Annotated in this window: 17 protein-coding genes; 11 read left to right on the forward strand and 6 right to left on the reverse strand. The window is 60.0% G+C overall.

Annotated elements, in window-relative coordinates; translation table 11 throughout:
- Positions 1-47: 47 nt before the first annotated feature.
- A complete protein-coding gene (locus BKN05_RS07245) occupies positions 48-749 on the reverse strand; it encodes an SAF domain-containing protein (RefSeq protein WP_396334669.1) in 702 nt (233 codons plus the stop codon).
- A 48-nt stretch (positions 750-797) separates the two neighbouring features.
- Positions 798-1,373, reverse strand: coding sequence for a 5-formyltetrahydrofolate cyclo-ligase (locus tag BKN05_RS07250; RefSeq protein ID WP_286688296.1), 576 nt, complete (start codon positions 1,371-1,373; stop codon positions 798-800).
- A 67-nt stretch (positions 1,374-1,440) separates the two neighbouring features.
- On the opposite strand from BKN05_RS07250, the gene BKN05_RS07255 reads away from it, so the two are divergent.
- The 4 genes from BKN05_RS07255 (at position 1,441) to sepX (ending at position 5,963) form a co-directional block, all read left to right on the forward strand.
- Entirely contained in the window at positions 1,441-2,367 is a 927-nt protein-coding gene (locus BKN05_RS07255; protein WP_286688297.1) for a UTP--glucose-1-phosphate uridylyltransferase, read from the forward strand.
- 55 nt (positions 2,368-2,422) lie between these two features.
- Positions 2,423-3,733, forward strand: a complete 1,311-nt coding sequence (glp, locus tag BKN05_RS07260) for a molybdotransferase-like divisome protein Glp (protein ID WP_286688298.1) — start codon at positions 2,423-2,425, stop codon at positions 3,731-3,733.
- Positions 3,733-4,443, forward strand: a complete 711-nt coding sequence (locus tag BKN05_RS07265; protein ID WP_286688299.1) for a GNAT family N-acetyltransferase — start codon at positions 3,733-3,735, stop codon at positions 4,441-4,443. The genes glp and BKN05_RS07265 overlap by 1 nt, the downstream gene beginning before the upstream one ends.
- Before the next feature lie 143 nt (positions 4,444-4,586).
- Positions 4,587-5,963: a divisome protein SepX/GlpR gene (sepX, locus tag BKN05_RS07270; protein WP_286688300.1), complete on the forward strand. Its 1,377-nt coding sequence runs from the start codon at positions 4,587-4,589 to the stop codon at positions 5,961-5,963.
- Between the two features lie 14 nt (positions 5,964-5,977).
- On the opposite strand, the gene BKN05_RS07275 is transcribed toward sepX, so the two are convergent.
- Positions 5,978-6,694, reverse strand: a complete 717-nt coding sequence (locus BKN05_RS07275) for a DNA-3-methyladenine glycosylase I (protein WP_049379052.1) — start codon at positions 6,692-6,694, stop codon at positions 5,978-5,980.
- Positions 6,695-6,850: 156 nt separating this feature from the next.
- On the opposite strand from BKN05_RS07275, the gene BKN05_RS07280 reads away from it, so the two are divergent.
- Positions 6,851-7,264 carry a DoxX family protein gene (locus BKN05_RS07280; RefSeq protein ID WP_286688301.1) on the forward strand — a complete coding sequence of 138 codons (414 nt, stop codon included), beginning with the start codon at positions 6,851-6,853 and terminating at the stop codon, positions 7,262-7,264.
- Positions 7,251-7,952, forward strand: a complete 702-nt coding sequence (locus tag BKN05_RS07285; RefSeq protein ID WP_286688302.1) for a zf-HC2 domain-containing protein — start codon at positions 7,251-7,253, stop codon at positions 7,950-7,952. The genes BKN05_RS07280 and BKN05_RS07285 overlap by 14 nt, the downstream gene beginning before the upstream one ends.
- A 17-nt stretch (positions 7,953-7,969) precedes the next feature.
- Here BKN05_RS07285 and pmt read toward each other — a convergent pair whose 3' ends face one another.
- The gene (gene pmt / locus BKN05_RS07290; RefSeq protein WP_286688303.1) at positions 7,970-9,589 is read right to left on the reverse strand and encodes a protein O-mannosyltransferase; all 1,620 of its coding nucleotides are present in this window, start codon (positions 9,587-9,589) and stop codon (positions 7,970-7,972) included.
- 24 nt (positions 9,590-9,613) lie between these two features.
- Between pmt and rsmI the strand changes: the two genes are divergently transcribed.
- The 3 genes from rsmI (at position 9,614) to metG (ending at position 14,558) form a co-directional block, all read left to right on the forward strand.
- Positions 9,614-10,468: a 16S rRNA (cytidine(1402)-2'-O)-methyltransferase gene (gene rsmI / locus BKN05_RS07295; protein ID WP_286688304.1), complete on the forward strand. Its 855-nt coding sequence runs from the start codon at positions 9,614-9,616 to the stop codon at positions 10,466-10,468.
- 247 nt (positions 10,469-10,715) lie between these two features.
- Positions 10,716-12,572, forward strand: a complete 1,857-nt coding sequence (locus BKN05_RS07300; RefSeq protein WP_286688305.1) for a BCCT family transporter — start codon at positions 10,716-10,718, stop codon at positions 12,570-12,572.
- 153 nt (positions 12,573-12,725) lie between these two features.
- Positions 12,726-14,558: a methionine--tRNA ligase gene (gene metG, locus BKN05_RS07305; protein WP_286688306.1), complete on the forward strand. Its 1,833-nt coding sequence runs from the start codon at positions 12,726-12,728 to the stop codon at positions 14,556-14,558.
- 134 nt (positions 14,559-14,692) lie between these two features.
- Here the strand turns inward: metG and BKN05_RS07310 are convergent, their stop codons facing one another.
- Both BKN05_RS07310 and BKN05_RS07315 read right to left on the reverse strand, forming a co-directional pair.
- Positions 14,693-15,193 (reverse strand): GNAT family N-acetyltransferase, encoded by a 501-nt coding sequence (locus BKN05_RS07310; protein WP_225747289.1) that lies wholly within the window; start codon positions 15,191-15,193, stop codon positions 14,693-14,695.
- Between the two features lie 10 nt (positions 15,194-15,203).
- Positions 15,204-15,620: a GNAT family N-acetyltransferase gene (locus tag BKN05_RS07315; protein WP_225747288.1), complete on the reverse strand. Its 417-nt coding sequence runs from the start codon at positions 15,618-15,620 to the stop codon at positions 15,204-15,206.
- A gap of 101 nt (positions 15,621-15,721) precedes the next feature.
- Between BKN05_RS07315 and BKN05_RS07320 the strand changes: the two genes are divergently transcribed.
- Positions 15,722-16,549 carry a TatD family hydrolase gene (locus BKN05_RS07320; protein ID WP_225747287.1) on the forward strand — a complete coding sequence of 276 codons (828 nt, stop codon included), beginning with the start codon at positions 15,722-15,724 and terminating at the stop codon, positions 16,547-16,549.
- Between the two features lie 285 nt (positions 16,550-16,834).
- Positions 16,835-18,016: a resuscitation-promoting factor gene (locus tag BKN05_RS07325; RefSeq protein ID WP_049379068.1), complete on the forward strand. Its 1,182-nt coding sequence runs from the start codon at positions 16,835-16,837 to the stop codon at positions 18,014-18,016.
- Positions 18,017-18,081: the final 65 nt, after the last annotated feature.

Below are 18,081 nucleotides of genomic sequence, written 5' to 3' on the forward strand. Positions count from 1 at the left end.
CCTTAATGTAGGCGGTAACCAACCACAACTGTGGTGGCTGAAAAGGCCTAGTGCTGTTGTGGGTGAGCGCGATCACCAACTATGACCACCGTGAGCGGCTGGCTTAATGACGCCGCGGCAACATCATTGGCATGGTCATGGGGCAGCGCGAGCAAAACCGTAGAGGAAGAGGCCTCGCCTTCGGCGCTAGAGGTCGACACCACGCGCCCGCCGGTGGCGATAACGCGCGCGGTGGGCGTTGTGGGCGCCTCGCCCTCTCCAGCAGGGGAGGGCGCGGCATCGACGGCGGTCACCACGTCCACGGTATCGCCATGGTGTAGGTGGGGGATGATGTCTGGCTCGGCGAGCTTGACCGGGATCATTCGCGCGGCCGCGGCTTCCGAGCCGCCGACCAAGCTGGAGACGAGGTCTTCTCCCAAAAGGCGCGCATCGGTAATCACCTCGCCCCTGCCGGCTGCGGCGGTAATCACGCGACCAGTAAGTTCTTCTGGCTTTGCCGCTACCGCGGAATCGGGGATGGAAGAAGAAGGAAGGCGGGCTAAGTCGACGTCGGCAAGCGCCAGCTCCGCCCCCGCGGGCAGATCGCGGCTAAAGACGGGAACGCGTGGCAGTTCCTTAGCCGCAGACAAGGCCGAAGCCAGCGCGGCAATAAGAAGGGCCACCGCAATGACGCGGCGCACTACAACGCCGCGGCGGTGGCCAGGGGTACGAAGGGTGGAAACGAGGCGGGGCATACGCGAAGTGGGCATACTCTTTTAGACTGCCCGAAACCGCGCATGGTTCCCGCACTCTAAAAACTAGAAGCGGGTGATGCCCTCTGCGGTGACGACGGCATCAACCTTGCGGTCATGGTCCTCGGTAGGCAGCTCGTCTAGGAATTCGGAGGGGTAGACCATGGCGAAAACCGGCGGCTTGCCGTGGGGAAGCGGCTCTAGCGCGCGGTCATAGTAGCCGCCGCCCTTGCCCATGCGGTTGCCCTTGGCATCTACTGCCATGGCGGGGGCGAGCACCAGATCGCACTCGGCCAGCACGCTGCTATCAAAGCTTGGGCCCTGGGGCTCATTCAAACCCAATGGGCTGGTGTGCATGGCTTCCTTCCCGCGGTATTCGGCAAAGGTCAGTGTGCCATTCTCGCCGGAAATTGGCAGGAGGACGCGGGAAACATGGGCCTTGAGCCACGGCACAAAGTCCGCACCACCGGGCTCAGAGCCCAAAGGCCAGTAGGCGGCCACGGTCATGGACTCGGTGAGCTCGGATTCGAGATGTTTGCGCACAGCGGCGGTAAAAACATCGTGGTCCTCGGAGGAAAGTTCGCGGCGGGCCTGGACCAAGCGGGCGCGCAGCTCGTTTTTGGCGGTGATGGAAGAGGTCATAAATAAATCATAACCCCGCGGCGTAGCGGTGCACGGGAAAATAATGTGGCGTTGTACGCTATTGTGCATGGCTATAGAACGCGAAGATTCCGCCCGCGGAATCACCACGGTTGTAGTTCCAGCGGCAGGTATGGGTACCCGATTTTTGCCCGCCACCAAAACGGTTCCCAAGGAACTACTGCCCGTTGTTGATACTCCCGGCATCGAACTCATCGCAGAGGAGGCAGCTTCTGTAGGTGCGCGCCGCCTTGCGGTGATTACCGCGCCCGATAAGCAAGAAGTCATGCGCCATTTCGAGGCTTTTCCCGAGCTGGTAGAGACCCTTGAATCCCGCGGCAAGGATGAGCAGGTGGCTAAAGTCAAGCGCGCCAACCAGATCATTCACCCCGTTGCGGTGGAGCAGGAAAAGCCGTTGGGCTTGGGCCACGCGGTGGGCCTTGCCGAAGAGGTCCTTGGGGAAGACGAGGATTCCTTCGCCGTCATGCTCCCCGATGACATTGTGCTGCCCGCCACCGTCATGGCCGATATGGCGCGTGTGCGCGCGGCTTTGGGCGGCAGCGTGCTGTGTGCCTTCGAGGTCCCGCGCGAGCAGACCTACAACTACGGCGTCTTCGACGTGAAAGATACCGATGCCCCTGGCGTGAAGAAGGTCGTGGGCATGGTGGAAAAGCCGGCGGTAGAGGATGCCCCTTCTAACCTCGTGGCTACCGGCCGCTACCTTTTGGACCGCAAGATCTTTGATGCCCTGCGCCGCATTAAGCCGGGCAAGGGCGGCGAGCTGCAGCTTACTGACGCCATCGAGCTCCTCATCGAGGAGGGCGAGCCCGTCCACGTGGTAGTCCACCAAGGAAAGCGCCATGATTTGGGCAATCCCGGAGGCTATATCCCCGCCAACGTGGACTTTGGCCTGCGCGATGAAAAGTACGGCCCCACGCTGTATAAAGCGATTAAGCACATCATCGCCGAGTATGAGGACGAACACGGCCTAGCCTAGGGATTTTCCCAGTGGCCAAGGACGTGGAAGCGAAGAAAGGGCGGGCATAGACCTTATGCGTTCAGTTGATGACCAGTTGGCGCTGGTAACGGATGCGGCGACGACGCCGGAGCCGGTGCGCATCGGTATTTCCAACGCGCTGGGTTTGATGTGCGCCGAGCAGGTACAAGCTAACCAGCCACTACCAGGCTTCCCGCAAGCGGCCATCGATGGCTACGCGGTGCGCGCCGTGGATATTGGCGGCGAGCGGGGTCTGCGGGTGCGCCGCCACAAGGACCAGGAAGAACAGTCCACTGAGAGCGAAGAGGATGCGGATTCCCCGCAGCCGGAGGTAGAGCGTTCCTTGCCCGTGGTGGGTGAGGTTCCGGCCGGCTCCAAGCAGCCGCTGCGCCTGCAGCCTAAGCAGGCGGTGCGCGTATATACGGGTGCGCCTTTGCCCACGCTTGCCGACGCCGTCCTTCCCCTCGAGTGGACCGACCGCGGCCGCAAGCGCGTTACCGCCCACCGTCCGGTACGCTCCGGTGACTTCGTGCGCCGGGTAGGCGATGATATTCAGCCTGGCGATGTCGCTGTCTCTTCTGGCACCGTTTTGGGACCTGCACAGATTGGCCTTCTAGCTGCGGTGGGCCGCTCTAAGGTGCTGGTGTATCCACGCCCGCGCATCACCATCATCTCCTTCGGCCGCGAGCTGGTTGACTTGGACCAAGAGCCGGCGCTGGGTCAGGTCTTTGACGTGAACTCCTATTCCTTGGCTGCCGCGGCCCGCGAAGCCGGGGCAGAGGTACATCGCGTGGGCATTGCCGAGGGCGAGCCGCGTCGTATCCGCGAAGCGTTGGAAAAGCACATTGCCCGCAGCGAGGTGCTGGTTATCTCCGGCGCGGTGGGCGGCGCTGGTGCCGAAACGATCCGCGAAATTCTCGACGACCTTGGTGATATTGATACCTCGCGCGTGGCCATGCACCCCGGCTCCGTCCAAGGTTTTGGGCTGATGGGCGAGGAGCGCATTCCTACGTTCTTGCTGCCGTCCAATCCGGTGTCCGCGCTTGTGGTCTTTGAGGTGTATATCCGCCCGCTTATCCGCTTGGCGCTGGGCAAGCGGAATGCGCACCGCCGTGTGGTGCGTGCCCGCGCGTTGAACCACATCGATTCTCGCCCCGGCCGGCGCGGCTTCATCCGCGCTCGCCTGATGCGCGATGCCGAAACCGCGGACTACTTGGTGGAAGGCCTCGGCGGTGCCGCAGGTGCTCCGGCACACCTCTTGGCCGGCCTCTCAGAGGCCAACGCCATGATTCGCGTGCCGGAAGAGGTCACGGAAATCCGCCCAGGCGATGTGGTTGATGTGTTGTTTTTGACCCAGCGCAGCTAATGCTCGATCCTTTCGGCAACGCGGCGGATAGGTTTCGCCATCCTGCTACCGGCCCCACCGATGACATGCATCCGGGGTGGCCGGAATCTACTCCTTTTGTCCAGCTTCCCTCCTCTTCTGTCTTTCCCTCGGGGGCGCGGATGCGTTTGCGCCCCCTGCTGCGTTCCGACGGCCATGAGTGGCGGCGTCAGCGCATCGAAGACGAACGCTTCCTCCGCCCAGTAGAGCCGACCCAAACCGCACCGTGGGCGGCGGCGCATAGTCAGCAAGCATGGTGGAATCACCTGATGTACCTGCGCACCGCCGCGCGTGAGGCGCTGGTGATCCCGCTTGTCATTGAGCTGGAGGGGAAATTCGCAGGGCAGGTAACCCTGGGAAACATTCAGCATGGCAGCATTCGCGATTGCTGGATTGGCTACTGGGTATATTCCGCGGTTCACGGCGCCGGGGTGGCTACGGCCGCCACCGCCTTAGGCGTGGACCATGCCTTTGGACGGGTGGGTTTGCACCGCGTGACCGCCACCTATCTGGAGCACAACCCCGCCTCGGGCCGCGTCTTGGCTGCCAACGGGTTCCGGCATGAGGGGTATTTGCGGCGCAATCTACATATCGACGGCGCGTGGCAGGACCACCACTACGTGGCGTTGGTGAAAGAAGACTTTGCCTCCACGGCGGTGGAGCGCCTGCGTCAAGCTGGGCGACTGGCGTGAAATAGTGGCCTAACCGCTGGGATTCCCACCTCAATTTTCACATAAGTAACAACATTGTAATTTGTGCGAATTTGGGGTGCTACGGTGCGGTTTCACCGTTTAAGGTGGAGTAATCATCTGTATCCAAGGGGAAGGTCCTTTTCGTGTCGACAGCTGTGCCGATTATCGCGATCATCGTGGTGTGGCTCTTCGTGCTCGCACCGTGGCTACTGGGTAGGAATAATCGCCCAATGAGCCATACCGGTGAGGCCTTTGAAGATACCCGGGTCCTCTTTGAAGGAGATTCCGGCAAGGTCGCCGGCCGGCGTCGTCCGCGCCTGCGCGCTGAAGACGTCCACCGTCGGGACGATGAGGCCGAGGCGGACTACGAAGTCGTCGAGCCTGCAGACGCTGCCGACAGTAAATCCGATGCCGAGACCACCAAGTCCTCGTCGCGCTCCGTGACCATTGCTGGTGCCGCACGCCGGGCCAAGTCCCAGCCCTTCGGCAGCGGTAGCCGAGCGTTTACTGGCGCTTCCGCTTCCACCGCGGGTGAAGAATCCAAGGAACAGGCAGAAACCATCGACGGCGAATTGGTGGAAGAAGCGGTCGCAGAAGAAGACGAGTCTGCAGTCAAGCCACAGGCAGCTGCGGTTCCTGCCTCCCAGCAGGCTGATGCGGATAAGGAAGCCAACACCGCAGAGGCAGACGATGTCGATGACGTGCTCCTGGAGGACGAGGACGACGCCTCGGACAAGGCCTCGAAGAACGATGCCGCCGAAGTTGCCGCCGCCGAGGCTGAGGTCTTTAGCGCCCCAGCTGTCTCTAGCGTGGCGAGCGATGCTTATACCTACGACGAAACCTATACCTCGCCGGTAGACCTCATGTATCCGGGCGCCGTAGACAAGGCCGAGGTCAGGGAGAATGACCCCGTAGAGCCGGCCGGCGCGGATGATGTGTCCGAGGCCAAGGGGTCCGAGAAACTAGAAGCGGCCACGGAAGCAGACGAAGCCGGCTTGGATACCGACCTGTCCGAGGACGAGGTCGAATTTGCCCAGCGTCGTTTGGGCCGCGGTGGCTGGGATCCGGTAGCGGAAAAGGAAAAGTCTGCAACGCGCTACCAGCGACGTCAGCGCACCCTGCTGGGGCTGGCCGTGGCCGTGGTGCTCACGGTGGCCCTCGGCATCGTAGTTGGTGGCTGGACTTGGTGGTTGGCTGCGGTCGCCGGCGTGCTTACCGTGGCCTACTTGATCGCCCTTCGCTCTCAGGTCCGCCAGGAACAGGCACTGATGCGCCGCCGTGTACGCCACCTGCGCCGCGCCCGTTTGGGCGTGCGCAACGCCGAGGATGAAGAGCTGAAGATTCCGCGCAATCTGCGCCGCCCAGGTGCCGTGGTCGTGGAAATCGACGATGAGAGCCCGGACTTCGTGCATCTTCCGCTGAGCTATAGCGATGGTGAGGACGGCGACTTTGACGGCCCGCACGTCGGGCCGGATGGCTACGGTCGCCGCGATGACCTAGCAGCCCGCCGCGCTGGATAAGCGCGTGTGGCGGCCTAGCTAGCAGCGCCGTGGAGCTCGTCGGCGCTCGCTGTCTGCGAGTTCGCGAGCGCGTTGTATTCCTGCGCTAGACCATAATGCGGCACGCCGCTCTCCAGCCACACCCCGGAGGTACCGCGGCGATGAGAGCCGATGAGGTGCGTATCAATCATGCCGATGGCCTCCATGAGGGCGAAACAGGTAACCGGGCCAACGAAGCGAAACCCCTTCTTCTTGAGCTCGCGGGACATGAGCTTGGACTCGTAGCTCTTTTTCGGAATATCCTCCATCACGGTGGGGTAGAGGTTTTCCGGAGGTTGGTAGGCCCAAATGAACTCCGCCAGCCCGCCTTCCTCGCGCAAAGCGATGGTCGCCTTGGCGTTATTAATCGCGGCGCGGATTTTGGTTTCGTTGCGGATAATGGAGGCGTCGCCAAGCAAACGCTCCACGTCTGCCTCTCCGAATTGGGCGACCTTGTCCGGATCGAAGTTGCAAAAGGCTGCACGGAAGGCCTCGCGCTTCTTGAGCACCACCGCCCAGGACAGGCCGGACTGGAAAGATTCGAGACTCAAGCGCTCGTAGAGTGCAGCTTCATCGAAAATGGGTAGGCCCCATTCGGTGTCGTAATACTCCTTTAACATCGGCGAGGACATCGCCCAAGGCGGACGGCCCAGGCCATCATCGTCATAGACCAAGGTGGTTCGCTCTTCGGACTGCGTGGTTGGTTCGCTCATGGTGTTCTCCTTTTATCTTTTGTGCGTAGTTCCCATTGAAACAGCCCGCGCGACCGTGTTCTTTTCCTTCCCCCGCCAAAGGGCGAATTTCCCAGGAGCATGGGTGTAGTCCATTGCCTTCGCATCGGGTGAGGGGTTCAGGGTAATCTGTTCAGCATGAATAGACCTGCCGTACGCGATGCTGCACTGCTTATTTTTCGAGCGGTCCTCGGATTAATCTTTATCGCACACGGCGTGGACAAGATGTTTATGACTGGCATGGATGAAACCGTGGGGCAATTTTCCGCCCTGGGGGTGCCGCAGCCACAGCTTTCCGGCTATATCGCCGCCATAGGAGAGATGGCCGGCGGTGCATTCCTCGTCATTGGTCTGCTCACCACTTTTGTCGCCGGGGCACTCGCATTGCTCATGGGGTGTGCCCTGTATTTCGTGCACCTGGGCCACGGCCTATTTGCTGCCGATGGTGGAATCGAATACCCACTGGTATTGTTGTTATCCCTGCTGATGATCGTAATTTTTGGCTCCGGCAGAGCCAGCATGGACGGGGTGCTCAGCAATGTTGACGCATAGCCAGGTCCAAGCGGCTATCTCCGCGCACATGGATGGAGAGCACTCCGATCTGTCCCAGGACGTCATTGATACTCACCTGGAAAGCTGCGCCGAATGCCGCGCTTTCCGTGACAAGGCGGCCGCGCTATCGCGTTCATTGAGCTTTGTGGAGCCCGTGGATTCCGGCATGGCTCCGCCCACGGATCTTTCTGATGTCATCTTGGCCGGCGTGGAGCCGGAATGGCGACGTACCGCGAGCGCTCGCCAAGCCAACCTCACGGTTGCGCGTGCCGCAATGGTGCTTATGGGGGCCATCTTTGCGATCTGGGCAGTGGTGCTCATCGTGCACGCCTCCGGGCTCGTACCGTTGGGCGCGGAAGGAAAAGTTCTAGATCCCACTGCGGATCCGGAGCGAGCCAACCTGCTGATGGAGGGCGCGGCAGTACGCTTTGGCATGGCCTGCGGCCTATTCTTCAGCGCCTGGCGCCCCGCAGCGGTCACCGGCCTGCTTCCGGTATCGGCCACGATGTTTGCCTTCCTCTTCGGCTTTGGAATGCGCGATATAGCGCTGGGTACCGTTACCATTGAGCAGGTGTATTTCCTCATCGCCACCGCGCTGGCAACTATTAGCCTGGCGTGGGCCTGGGCGGCAGAAAAGGGCTACCTCGTGCGCGCGTGGTGGCAGTCCCTCAATGCACAGCCGCAATAAACTTCATTCAGGCGCGGTTAGGTCCAGCTCGGCAGCCACATCATGGAGTGGTACCAGGAATCTGGAATCTTGTAGCCGTACAAAATGGGGGAGAAGTAGAAGAACATTGCCACTACCAACGCTAGGTAGAACACGGCGACGATAGTGCCCCAATGTACGGGGCCGCCGGCCAAGCTCTTCAGCCATCCCCACCGCACAGGCCTGCCATGCCCGATGAGCTGGCCTAAAGCTAACGCAATAAGCACGATGACAAAGGGGATGAAAGCGGTGGCGTAGAAGAAGTACATCTGGCGGTCAAAGGCCGCGAGCCATGGGAAGAAGCCTGCCGCAAAGCCCACCAAGGGGATAAGGAAGGCGCGGTTGCGGCGAATAATTAGCGACCATAGTCCCCACAGCACGGCCGGGATGACTAGCCACCAGATGGCGGGGGTGCCGAAGAGGTAGAGCATCTTGCGGCATTCGTTACTGCCATCACCGCACTGCAGGTCGGTGGAGGAGTAGTACAAGATGGGGCGGGCGGCAACGAGCCAGGCCCAAGGCTTGGAATCCCACGGGTGATGGTGGCCGCCGGAGGAGGTAAGGCTGGCATGGAATTCCAAGACAGAGGAATGGTAGTAGAACCAGCCGGCCAAAGAATCGGGCAGGTGCATCAGCCACGATCCATCCTCGATGGTGCCATCCACCTTGGCATGGCGGTACACGGCGGTTTCGGAGGAAAACCACGCCCGCCAGGTCCAAGCGTAGAGCAGTACCGGCACGAGCACAAGGGAGGCCAGGGCAGCAGGGGTATCGCGCACCAGTGTACCGAGGATATAGCGGCGCACCCCATAGCGCTTGCGCAGGGCAAGGTCGCTGAAGACGGACATTAGGCCAAAGAACATGATGAAGTACAGGCCGGACCACTTCACGCCCAGGGAAAGACCAAGGCAGACACCTGCGAGGAGGCGCCACCAGCGGAATCCAAAGCGCGGGCCGAAGGCGGAAGAGCCCATCCGGTCCTTCACAAACGCGTTGTGGAGGCGCTCGCGCATCTGATTATGATCGCGGGCGAGCGCCCAGGCGGCGGCTACAACGAAAAAGACTTGGAATATATCCAGCATGCCGAACTTGGAGGAGACCAAGAGCACGCCATCAAAGACGGCGATGAGGCCAGCTAGGGTTGCTACCTGCCAGGATAAGGAGACCCGGCGGGCCAGGGACATCGTCAAGAGCACGGTGGCTGCTCCGAAGAGGGCCGTCATAAAACGCCAGCCCAAAGGGGAATAACCAAAGACCCACTCGGCTAGTGCCACGATCTGCTTACCCAACGGTGGGTGTACTACTAGACCATAGCCGGGGTTGGTTTCGATACCGCCGATAAAAAGGTTATCCCAGCTTCGCACCATGTCCCAGGCTTGGGGAACGTAGTGCTTCTCATCAAAGACGGGCGTGCCCTTGGAAACGGGCGCGGTAAGTCCGATAAAGCGGGTAATGAGCGCAAGGACGCCGACGACGCTAGTGCTTATCCAGTCAGCCTTGCCCCACGCATAGGCGCGGGGTGCTGGCGGAGCCACGGTGTCGTGCGTGGTGCGCGATGGGGCAGCGGTAGCAATAGTCACTTGGTTGAGTCTAGGCGACAACGTAGCGCAACCGCGCATTAAAGAGTATGGAATGCTAGAAGTATGTCTGCTTTAGGTCTGGATCCACTACCACGCGGGGTAATCCTCGCCGCCACGCCGCTGGGAAACGTAGGAGATGCCTCCGCGCGTTTAATGCATGTCTTGCAGCATGCGGACGTTATCGCGGCCGAAGATACGCGGCGCGTGCGCAATCTGGCCCAGGCTTTAGGGATCGAGATTTCCGGGCGGGTGGTGTCCAATTTTGATCACAATGAAAAGGACCGAGCCCAGCAGCTTATCGACGCCGCCGCGTCAGGCACCGTCCTCGTCGTCACCGATGCCGGCATGCCCATTATTTCGGATCCGGGCCTGTCCCTTGTGGCCGCGGCAGCCGAGCGGGATATCCCCGTGACCTGTTTTCCTGGCCCTTCTGCCGTGCCGACGGCCCTGGCGCTTTCGGGCCTGGGCGTGGGGCATTTCCTTTTCGACGCCTTTCCTCCTCGCAAGCCCGGTCCCCGCAAGGCGTGGCTGGAGTCACTGCGCAACGAAAAGCGAGCCATCGTCTTCTTCGAATCTCCTCACCGCGTAGCCGAAACCTTGGCCGAGGCAGCGGAAATTCTCGGCGCCGACCGCCCGGCCGCGGTGTGCCGAGAGCTGACCAAGACCTATGAGGAAATCCGCCGTGGCAATCTGGGCGAGCTAGCCGAGTGGGCAGTAGACGGTGCTCGGGGAGAGATCACCGTGGTGATTGAGGGCGGTACTGCCGCTGCCGCTACCGCTGCAGACTTGGTGCCCAAGGCGCTCGAGCTAGCGGACGCGGGGATGCGACTGAAGGACGCGTGCAAGCAGGTAGCCAAAGGCACCGAGGTCTCTAATCGCGAGCTTTATGATGCCGCTTTGGCAGCTCGCAAGGACTAGTCCCCACCGCTTATTCGATTACGTCACACCCCGTAGCGTGCGTAGACGGCTTCACTAACGGGGGATTTGTAATTGAATTGTTATAGTCCTCGGGCGTGTGGGCAGCTTAAAGCGGTATTTACATGGGCAAATAAAGCGTAAAAACCTTTCAAATTATCGTGGAAAATCCCTGGGAAACGGCGTTGAGCAGCGAAGTTTCTACGTGTTTCGTTTGATAATTGAGTAGTTCCGCACCACTGTATAGCTCATGACGAACTCGGAAAATATGGGCACAGGCGTGCCAGAAGAAGGAAAGGAACCGGTTGGCGCACAGGCGCAGCCGGCCTCTGCTTCTTCGAGCGGGCAGCCTATTGAGAATTATCAGACTGTAGACGAACAGCTGGACGCACAATCTGCCACCGGCCAGCTTCAGGATATGATTCACTCCGATGGCTTCCACCCGGAGCGCTATGACGATCCTGAGGTGGAAATCGCGGCCGATCGTGACAATATGCCAATCGATTGGTCCATCGTCGGCATCGCCGGTGTTCTGGTCGCCGCGATCGTTGTGTGGGGCCTGGCCGCCCCGGACAACTTTGCCAACTTCTCCTCTTCGGCCCTGACCTGGGTCGTGGACAACTTCGGTTGGGCCTATGTCCTCTTCGGCACCGTCTTCGTGGTGTTCGTTGTCTTTATTGCCGCCTCCAAGTTCGGCTCCATCAAGTTGGGCCGCATTAATGAGGAGCCGGAATTTTCCACGCCATCGTGGATTGCCATGATGTTCGCCGCCGGCATGGGCATTGGCCTGATGTTCTACGGCGCTTCCGAGCCGCTGGCTAACTACCGTGACGGCACCCCGGGCGAGGGCACTGGCAATGTTGGATCGTCCATGGCCTATGCCATGTTCCACTGGACGCTGCACCCCTGGGCGGTGTACGCCATCGTTGGCTTGGCCATCGCGTACTCCACCTTCCGCATTGGCCGCAAGCAGCTATTGAGCCAGGCCTTCGTGCCGCTCATCGGCGAGCGTAACGCCAACGGTGCGGTGGGCAAGTTCATCGATATCCTGTCCATCTTCGCCACCGTCTTCGGTACCGCCTGCTCCTTGGGCCTGGGTGCCCTGCAGATTCAGGCCGGCTTGAAGGCATCCGGAATCATCGATAACCCCACCAATTCCGTGGTTATCGGCATCGTGTTGGTCCTTACCCTCGCATTCCTCCTGTCCGCGATGTCCGGTGTGGGCAAGGGCATTCAGTACATTTCCAATGCGAATATGGTCCTTGCCGCAGTGCTGGCGATCTTCGTGTTCATCTTGGGCCCGACCGTTACCATCCTCAACCAGATTCCTGGCTCCATTGGTAACTACCTCAACTACTTCACCGAGATGATCGGCCGCACCGCCGAGTCCGAAAACGGCACCGCTGGTGAGTGGCTGTCCGGCTACACCATCTTCTACTGGGCATGGTGGGTTTCCTGGTCCCCGTTCGTGGGCATGTTCCTGGCACGTATCTCCCGTGGCCGTTCCGTTCGTGAGTTCTGCCTCGGCGTCCTGCTTATTCCAGCCGGCGTATCCACCCTGTGGTTCGCTATCTTCGGCGGCACCGCTATCCACATGGAGCAAAACGGCGAATCCATTACCGGCGAGTCTGCTGAGGAAGAACTGTTTAATCTGCTGCAGTCCATGCCCGGCGGCTTCGTTGCCGGTATTGTTGCGGCGGTCCTTCTGGCTACCTTCTTCGTCACCTCTGCGGACTCCGCGTCCACGGTGATGGGCTCCATGTCCCAAAATGGTGCTTCTACCGCTAAGCCGTGGCTATCCGCGGCATGGGGCGCACTGACTGCCTTGGTAGGCCTGACCCTGCTCCTGGCTAATGAGGACGCGCTGTCTAACCTGCAGAACGTCACCATCGTTGCTGCACTGCCGTTCCTGTTCATTCTCGTAGGCCTGATGTTCGCCATCTACAAGGCTCTGAGCGAGGATATTATTTACCTCGAATACCGCGAGGCACAGCAGTTCCAGCGCAAGATGGCCCGCGAGCGCCGCTTGCACCGCGAGTACCAGCGCACGCAGGTACTTAAGAAGCGCCGCAACGAGCGTCTCAAGCACCCGATGAAGCGCAAGTAATTCGCGCCCTTCACGGTTTACTTTCATAGCGCCCATCGTTTCCTCAGCAGTGGGGAAGCGGTGGGTGCTTTGTCCTGAAAAAGCGGTTCACCTGCGGAGTAAATGTCTGCCCTAATCGTGTGGGCAGGAGCCGGCTTCGATACAGTAGAACCCATGACTGAGTCTGTAGTAGTAAATGTTGCCTGGCCCTATGCCAACGGCCCGCGCCACATCGGTCATGTGGCCGGCTTTGGTGTTCCTTCTGACGTCTTTGCACGTTTTCAGCGAATGCGTGGCCGCAACGTACTCATGGTCTCCGGTACGGACGAGCACGGCACTCCGCTATTGGTTCAAGCGGACAAAGAAGGCGTGTCCGTTCGCGAGCTCGCAGACCGCTACAACCGCCAGATCGTCACTGACCTAGCCAACCTCGGCCTGTCCTACGATCTTTTTACCCGTACCACCACTCGTAACCACTACTCCGTGGTACAGGAACTCTTCAAGGGCCTGTATGCCAACGGCTACATGCTCAAAGAGACCACCCAGGGTGCTATTTCGCCGTCTACCGGACGCACCCTGCCGGACCGCTATATTGAGGGCACTTGCCCCATCTGCGGCGCGGATGGCGCCCGCGGTGACCAGTGCGATGAGTGTGGCAACCAGCTTGACCCGGTGGACCTGATCAACCCCGTATCCAAGATCAACGGCGAGACCCCAAAGTTCATTGAAACCGAGCACTTCCTGCTGGATCTGCCCTCCATCAAGGAGGAGCTGCAAAAGTGGCTTTCCACCCGTGAGGACTGGCGCCCGAACGTCTTGAAGTTCTCCCTGAACCTGCTGGAGGATATGCGCCCGCGCACCATGACGCGCGATATTGACTGGGGCATTCCGATCCCCGTTGAGGGCTGGCAGGAAAATAACGCTAAGAAGCTCTACGTGTGGTTCGATGCGGTCATCGGTTACCTGTCTTCCTCCATCGAGTGGGCATACCGCACTGGTCAGCCGGAGGCGTGGAAAGACTTCTGGCAGAACCCGGAGTCCCGCCACTATTACTTCCAAGGCAAGGACAACATCACCTTCCACTCCCAGATCTGGCCGGCCGAGCTTTTGGGCTATGCCGGCAAGGGCAACAAGGGCGGTGAACTCCACCAGTACGGCGAATTGAACCTGCCTACGGAGATTGTCTCCTCTGAGTACTTGACCATGTCTGGTTCCAAGTTCTCCTCGTCCAAGGGCGTTGTCATCTATGTCAAGGATTTCTTGGCGGAGTTTGGCCCAGATGCCCTGCGCTACTTCATCGCCGTGGCCGGTCCGGAAAACAACGACACGGACTTCACCTGGGATGAATTCGTCCGCCGTATCAATAATGAGCTGGCCAATGGCTGGGGCAACCTGGTCAACCGCACTGTTTCTATGGCGTTTAAGAACTTCGGTGAGGTTCCAGCACCAGCAGCGCTGGAAGAAAAGGATAAGGAGATCCTGCAGCTGGCGGAAGAGACCTTCGAGACCGCCGGTGCTTTGTTGGAGCAGTCCAAGTTCAAGCAGGCGATTACCGCTATCATGCACGTCGTCGGCGAAGCCAACGCTTATATTGCAGACCAAGAGCCATGGAAGTTGGCCAAGGATGAGGCCCAGCGCGAGCGCCTAGCTACCGTGCTGTGGACTGCTCTCCAGGTGGTTTCTGACTGCAATGTCATGCTCACGCCGTACCTGCCGTTTACCGCGCAGAAGGTCCATGAAACCTTGGGCCGTAGCGGCGAGTGGGCAGCCCAGCCAGAGGTCCACGATGTCAAGGATGATATCCCCGTAGAGCTCGTTGGTGCTGGCTTGCCGCCAGAGGGCCACGAGTATCCGGTTATCATGGGCGACTACACCCAGCAGCAGGCAAAGTGGGAGCGCATCCAGGTAGAACCGGGCACCGCCTTGGCCAAGCCGAAGCCGCTCATTTCTAAGCTTGATCCAGAGTTGGGCGAGACCGGCCCAGAGTGGGCGCCTGTTAACAAGTAGTAGCCCATAAAACGGCCGCGTTATGGTTCCCTTTTCGGCGGAGAAAAGGGCATAACGCGGCCGTTTCTGTATTCCGGACTAGAAAGAAAGAGTACGAAATACCCGAATCCTTGCCGGGAAGGGTGGTTGCAGGTTTAGCGCTCGAAATCGCGCTGGAGGTGCACCAAGCCGAGGCGGACGCCATCTTTGGTATGGATATTCGGCATGCGGCCGGTCTCGGTGAAGCCGAACTTCTTGTGCAGGGCGATAGAACTCTCGTTGGTATCGACGATATAAGTGATCATCGTCTGCACGTAGGCGTCGTCGGCGGCGACGTCCATAAGGGCGTCGAGAAGCTCGGAGCCCACGCCCTTACCCTGAGCGGAGGGCGCAATGTAGACGGAATCTTCCACGGTGCCGTAATAGATGGCGGGGGTGACGAACTGGAAGTAGGCCGCCCAGCCAATGACTTCATCATCGTGCACGGCTACGAAGACCGGGGAGCCGGCCTTAAACATCTCCTTGAGCCACTCTTCGCGGTCGGAGACATCTTCTTGCCACGTGACCAGGTTAGCGGCGGGTTTCGCTGCGGAGCCGACGTTGTAGATAGCGGTGAGTGCGGGGGCGTCGGCAAGCTCAGCAGGACGGATATGCATAGAAATTCCTTTACACCAGAAGTTGTAGGTGGGTGAGGCTCAACCAGTGATCGAACTTGTAGCAAACCTCTTTAAGAGTACCCACGTTTTCAAACCCGAACTTTTCATGCAACTTTAGCGATGCCGCATTGGTGGAGACGATGAGAGCGAGCAGGGAATGAACCTTTGTATCGGCGCGGGCCGCATCTACCAAGGCGCCAAGCAACGCGGTTCCCACGCCTTGGCCCTGAGCGGCAGGGGAGAGATAGATGGTGGTCTCATAACAGCCCGTCCACACCTGCGGATCGCGGTAAGGATGGTAGAGCGCCCACCCCAGGTAGGTGCCAGAATCGGACTTCGCGATGAAGCACGGGCAGCCCTCTTCCCAGATGCGGCGCAGGTAGGCCTCGCGCTCTGCGATGTTAGCCGGGGTAGCGCGGAAAAACATCGGTGTGCTCGATGGCCCAGTTGAGGGTCTCGGTCATGGCGGGCACATCCGCAAGGCCAGCGGGTCTGATCAACATGGCAGCCAATATTACAATTGCCTACATGGCTAAAAAGAAGCGACGTCCCACTCCCGTTCCGGCACCGGGCCTAAGCGGCCTCATCGATGCGCACACGCATCTGTTTTCTCACAAGGACACCGATGAGGTGCTGGTCAATCGCGCGCGCACCGCCGGTATTAGCCGCATGGTGACGGTGGGCGATGACCGCCGTGAATCGGCAGCGGCGCTGGCTACTGCGCATTCCTTTCCAAATGTTTATGCCGCCTGTGCCATCCACCCAGTGCGCGCCAACGAGTTGGATGCACCTACCAAGGTGGCACTGGAGGAGATGGTGGCGGATCCGCGCTGCGTAGCAGTGGGAGAGACCGGCCTCGATGCCTACTGGGTGCAGCACGAGCCGGAGACCACCGCGACCATGGCCCAGCAGGAGGAATCCCTGCGCTGGCATATTGACCTGGCGGTGCGCCATGGCAAGACTCTGATGATTCACAACCGCGAGGCGGATGCGAACCTGCTGCGCATTCTTGCCGACGCCCCCGCGCCCGACACCGTTATGCTGCACTGCTTTTCCTCGCCGTTGAAAGTGGCAGAGGAAGCCTTGGAACGCGGCTACGTATTGTCCTTTGCCGGTAACGTCACCTTCAAGCGCAATGCCGAGCTGCGGCAGGCGGCGGCGAAGGCGCCGGCCGGCCAGTTATTGGTGGAGACCGATGCGCCATATATGACGCCAGAGCCCTACCGGGGCCAGCGCAATGAACCGGCTCTTATCGGGCACACATATGAATGCATCGCTCGCGTGCGCCACCAGACGGTGCAAACGCTAGCGGCGGAGGTAAATGACACTTTTGATCGTGTCTACGGCCTGCGCTAACGCCTAGGTGACGGTTTTCACAAAAATAAAACCCGCTGGTCAGAGGTGGCGGGGGTGTTTGGTGTGGCGGTTGTGTGTCCAGTGAGGCGTGTGGTGGATTAGTCCTCGACTTTGTGGGGCTGTTATCGTATTGTTATTAATCGTTCGTTTAGGTTTTAGGATCCTGCAGCGCCACCATTGGTGCGGCAGCAGCGGCTCTCAGTAAAGCAAACGCCTGCGTGGACAACTTTGCTGGCCTAAACTCTTGTAATTGTTGAAACCTGCACTATCGGAGATTCATTCAGCATGTCACCTCATCAGATCAAGCGCATCAATAACTCCCGCTCGCTGCCACTGCGTCTGGCAACGGGTGGTGTATTGGGCACCCTAGCCGTCGGCGGCGTGGTAGCCGTTGCGGCACAAAAAGATGTCACCGTGGACATCAACGGCGACAAGGTGGAGTTGGCTACCTTTGCCAAGGATGTCGACGGCGCGCTGGAGGCAGCCGGCGTGCAGGTGGGCGAGGAGGACATCGTCTCCCCAGCCCCGTCCGAGTCCGTGGGTGATGGCGATGAGATCTCTGTACGCACCGCAAAGCCAGTAGCCGTGACCATCGATGGCGTGCAGCAGCAGCTGTCCACCACCGACCTCACCGTTTCTGACCTGCTGGGTAACCTCAGCGGCGTGGTCAAGGGTGCTTCTGTGAAGTCCGGTGATGCTGACGTGGACGAGGATGCCCAGCTGGAAGAGGGCATGGACCTTGAGGTTGTGTCCCCGAAGATCGTCAAGATTAATGATGGCGGCAAGGTAACCTACACCAAGATTGCCGCTAAGACCGTTGAGGACGTTCTCAAGGCCCGCAATATCGACGTTGATGACGATGACCGCGTCTTCCCGTCCAAGGAGACCAAGGTTACCGAGGGCATGTCCATCAAGGTGGACCAGGTATCTACCACCGTTTATGACTCGGAAGAAGAGTTTGACGCCGAGCCTAATTACGTTGATGACCCGGAGCTGGAAGAGGGCACCGAAGAGGTCCGCGAGGAAGGCGTTAAGGGCAAGCGCGTCATTACCCACAAGCTGGTAATGAAGGACGGTGCTAAGGAATCCAATGACGTCATCAAGGAAAAGGTAACCGTCGAGCCTAAGGCCGCCACCATTGCCCGCGGCACCAAGAAGGCTGAGGAAGAAAAGCCGAAGGAGGGCGGCAACTCCGGTGCTGCTGCTCCGGCGGTGGCCGATGGCTCCGTCTGGGATTCCATTGCACAGTGTGAGGCCACCGGTAACTGGGCTATTAATACCGGCAACGGCTTCTCCGGTGGCCTGCAGTTCACCCCATCCACCTGGGCAGCATTCGGCGGCACCGAGTACGCACCGGAGGCATGGCAGGCTTCCCGCGAGCAGCAGATCGCCGTGGCAGAAAAGGTGCAGGCCGCGCAGGGCTGGGGCGCATGGCCGGCATGTACTTCCAAGCTGGGCCTGCGTTAAACCGCAGCGCTTCTTGGCCGCACACCCACTGTGGTGTGCGGCCTTTTTGTCTCTTCTACTAAGTT

Origin of the sequence: Corynebacterium sp. S5S1 (genome assembly GCF_001913985.1) — a bacterium.
Classification (GTDB): Bacteria; Actinomycetota; Actinomycetes; order Mycobacteriales; family Mycobacteriaceae; genus Corynebacterium; species Corynebacterium marquesiae.

Bases quoted from the DNA above. Each gene is read 5' to 3' on its own strand.
- BKN05_RS07245 (WP_396334669.1), bottom strand. From the start codon at position 749: ATGCCCACTTCGCGTATGCCCCGCCTCGTTTCCACCCTTCGTACCCCT.
- BKN05_RS07250 (WP_286688296.1), bottom strand. From the start codon at position 1,373: ATGACCTCTTCCATCACCGCCAAAAACGAGCTGCGCGCCCGCTTGGTC.
- BKN05_RS07255 (WP_286688297.1), top strand. From the start codon at position 1,441: ATGGCTATAGAACGCGAAGATTCCGCCCGCGGAATCACCACGGTTGTA.
- glp (WP_286688298.1), top strand. From the start codon at position 2,423: ATGCGTTCAGTTGATGACCAGTTGGCGCTGGTAACGGATGCGGCGACG.
- BKN05_RS07265 (WP_286688299.1), top strand. From the start codon at position 3,733: ATGCTCGATCCTTTCGGCAACGCGGCGGATAGGTTTCGCCATCCTGCT.
- BKN05_RS07275 (WP_049379052.1), bottom strand. From the start codon at position 6,694: ATGAGCGAACCAACCACGCAGTCCGAAGAGCGAACCACCTTGGTCTAT.
- BKN05_RS07280 (WP_286688301.1), top strand. From the start codon at position 6,851: ATGAATAGACCTGCCGTACGCGATGCTGCACTGCTTATTTTTCGAGCG.
- BKN05_RS07285 (WP_286688302.1), top strand. From the start codon at position 7,251: ATGTTGACGCATAGCCAGGTCCAAGCGGCTATCTCCGCGCACATGGAT.
- pmt (WP_286688303.1), bottom strand. From the start codon at position 9,589: ATGCGCGGTTGCGCTACGTTGTCGCCTAGACTCAACCAAGTGACTATT.
- rsmI (WP_286688304.1), top strand. From the start codon at position 9,614: ATGTCTGCTTTAGGTCTGGATCCACTACCACGCGGGGTAATCCTCGCC.
- BKN05_RS07300 (WP_286688305.1), top strand. From the start codon at position 10,716: ATGACGAACTCGGAAAATATGGGCACAGGCGTGCCAGAAGAAGGAAAG.
- metG (WP_286688306.1), top strand. From the start codon at position 12,726: ATGACTGAGTCTGTAGTAGTAAATGTTGCCTGGCCCTATGCCAACGGC.
- BKN05_RS07310 (WP_225747289.1), bottom strand. From the start codon at position 15,193: ATGCATATCCGTCCTGCTGAGCTTGCCGACGCCCCCGCACTCACCGCT.
- BKN05_RS07315 (WP_225747288.1), bottom strand. From the start codon at position 15,620: ATGTTTTTCCGCGCTACCCCGGCTAACATCGCAGAGCGCGAGGCCTAC.
- BKN05_RS07320 (WP_225747287.1), top strand. From the start codon at position 15,722: ATGGCTAAAAAGAAGCGACGTCCCACTCCCGTTCCGGCACCGGGCCTA.
- BKN05_RS07325 (WP_049379068.1), top strand. From the start codon at position 16,835: ATGTCACCTCATCAGATCAAGCGCATCAATAACTCCCGCTCGCTGCCA.